This window comes from Stenotrophomonas sp. PS02289 (assembly GCF_029960115.1).
Taxonomy (GTDB): domain Bacteria; phylum Pseudomonadota; class Gammaproteobacteria; order Xanthomonadales; family Xanthomonadaceae; genus Stenotrophomonas.
In genome coordinates this window covers 2501-5355 of record NZ_JASCOZ010000230.1, presented here as the reverse complement: position 1 = coordinate 5355, position 2855 = coordinate 2501, and the positions used below count along the sequence as shown (strand labels likewise).

Genomic DNA, 2855 nt, shown 5'->3' with positions numbered 1-2855 from the left:
TTGGGTGTAAACCCTGGCGATGACCTACTCTCGCATGGCTTGAGCCACACTACCATCGGCGCAGCTGCGTTTCACTTCCGAGTTCGGGATGGGATCGGGTGGTTCCACAGCGCTAATTTCACCAGGGAGACGGTTGGAGCAGCGCTGATAGCGCCTGTCTCGCATAGTTCTTGTGACGTAGCGTGCACTTGGATGCTCTTACGACGTTGTCGTAAAGCCAAGGCAACTTGAGGTTATATGGTCAAGCCACACGGATCATTAGTATCAGTTAGCTCAATGCATTGCTGCACTTACACACCTGACCTATCAACCACATAGTCTATATGGTTCCTTCAGGGGGCTTGTGCCCCGGGAGATCTCATCTTGAGGCGCGCTTCCCGCTTAGATGCTTTCAGCGGTTATCGCTTCCGAACATAGCTACCCGGCAATGCCACTGGCGTGACAACCGGAACACCAGAGGTTCGTCCACTCCGGTCCTCTCGTACTAGGAGCAGCCCCTCTCAAATCTCCAACGCCCATGGCAGATAGGGACCGAACTGTCTCACGACGTTCTGAACCCAGCTCGCGTACCACTTTAAATGGCGAACAGCCATACCCTTGGGACCGACTACAGCCCCAGGATGTGATGAGCCGACATCGAGGTGCCAAACACCGCCGTCGATATGAACTCTTGGGCGGTATCAGCCTGTTATCCCCGGAGTACCTTTTATCCGTTGAGCGATGGCCCTTCCATACAGAACCACCGGATCACTAAGTCCTAGTTTCCTACCTGCTTGATCCGTCGATCTTGCAGTCAAGCACGCTTATGCCTTTGCACACAGTGCGCGATGTCCGACCGCGCTGAGCGTACCTTCGAGCTCCTCCGTTACTCTTTAGGAGGAGACCGCCCCAGTCAAACTACCCACCATACACGGTCCCCGACCCAGATAATGGGCCCAGGTTAGAACGTCAAGCACGACAGGGTGGTATTTCAAGGATGGCTCCACTGCAGCTAGCGCCACAGTTTCATAGCCTCCCACCTATCCTACACAGACGAACTCAACGTTCAGTGTAAAGCTATAGTAAAGGTTCACGGGGTCTTTCCGTCTTGCCACGGGAACGCTGCATCTTCACAGCGATTTCAATTTCACTGAGTCTCGGGTGGAGACAGCGCCGCTGTCGTTACGCCATTCGTGCAGGTCGGAACTTACCCGACAAGGAATTTCGCTACCTTAGGACCGTTATAGTTACGGCCGCCGTTTACTGGGGCTTCGATCAAGAGCTTCGCCTTGCGGCTGACCCCATCAATTAACCTTCCAGCACCGGGCAGGCGTCACACCCTATACGTCCACTTTCGTGTTTGCAGAGTGCTGTGTTTTTGATAAACAGTCGCAGCGGCCTGGTTACTGCGGCCCTCTTCAGCTATAGCTCGCATGAGCCACCAAAAAGGGCGCACCTTCTCCCGAAGTTACGGTGCCATGTTGCCTAGTTCCTTCACCCGAGTTCTCTCAAGCGCCTGAGAATTCTCATCCTACCCACCTGTGTCGGTTTACGGTACGGTCTGCGTAAGCTGAAGCTTAGGAGCTTTTCCTGGAAGCGTGGTATCAGTGACTTTGTCTTAAAGACTCGTCTCGGTGCTCGGTCTTAAAGGATCCCGGATTTGCCAAAGATCCAAACCTACCGCCTTTCCCCGGGACAACCAACGCCCGGTACACCTAACCTTCTCCGTCCCTCCATCGCACTTACGCGAGGTGCAGGAATATTAACCTGCTTCCCATCGACTACGACTTTCGTCCTCGCCTTAGGGGCCGACTCACCCTGCGCCGATTAACGTTGCGCAAGGAAACCTTGGGCTTTCGGCGTGCGGGTTTTTCACCCGCATTATCGTTACTCATGTCAGCATTCGCACTTCCGATACCTCCAGCAGACTTCTCAATCCACCTTCGCAGGCTTACGGAACGCTCCTCTACCGCGCATAACAAAGTTATGCACCCCAAGCTTCGGTTCTGTGCTTAGCCCCGTTAAATCTTCCCCGCAGACCGACTCGACCAGTGAGCTATTACGCTTTCTTTAAAGGGTGGCTGCTTCTAAGCCAACCTCCTGGCTGTCTGTGCCTTTCCACATGGTTTTCCACTTAGCACAAAATTTGGGACCTTAGCTGTGGGTCTGGGTTGTTTCCCTTTTCACGACGGACGTTAGCACCCGCCGTGTGTCTCCCATACAGTCCGTCTCGGTATTCGGAGTTTGCAATGGTTTGGTAAGTCGCGATGACCCCCTAGCCATAACAGTGCTCTACCCCCGAGAGGATACATATGAGGCGCTACCTAAATAGCTTTCGAGGAGAACCAGCTATCTCCGGGTTCGATTAGCTTTTCACTCCTAATCACACCTCATCCCCTACCTTTGCAACGGGAGTGGGTTCGGGCCTCCAGTGCGTGTTACCGCACCTTCACCCTGGGCATGACTAGATCACCCGGTTTCGGGTCTACTGCCCGCGACTATGCGCCCTTATCAGACTCGGTTTCCCTTCGCCTCCCCTATACGGTTAAGCTTGCCACGAACAGTAAGTCGCTGACCCATTATACAAAAGGTACGCAGTCACTCTTTCGAGCTCCTACTGCTTGTACGCACACGGTTTCAGGATCTATTTCACTCCCCTCTCCGGGGTTCTTTTCGCCTTTCCCTCACGGTACTGGTTCACTATCGGTCGGTCAGTAGTATTTAGCCTTGGAGGATGGTCCCCCCATGTTCAGACAGGGTTTCACGTGCCCCGCCCTACTCGTCTTCACTGGAATGGCCCTTTTAAATACAGGGCTGTCACCTTCTATGGCCAGTCTTTCCAGACTGTTTTTCTAGAACCATACCAGCTTAAGGGC

At 53.7% G+C, this 2855-nt stretch carries 2 rRNA genes (1 of these 2 cut by a window edge); both read right to left on the bottom strand.

The features are described from left to right. Positions 1-11: 11 nt before the first annotated feature. Positions 12-126: ribosomal RNA gene (gene rrf / locus QMX83_RS19885) — 5S ribosomal RNA — on the bottom strand. 111 nt (positions 127-237) lie between these two features. Beyond that, a 23S ribosomal RNA gene (locus tag QMX83_RS19880) occupies positions 238-2855 on the bottom strand (it continues 260 nt past the right edge of the window).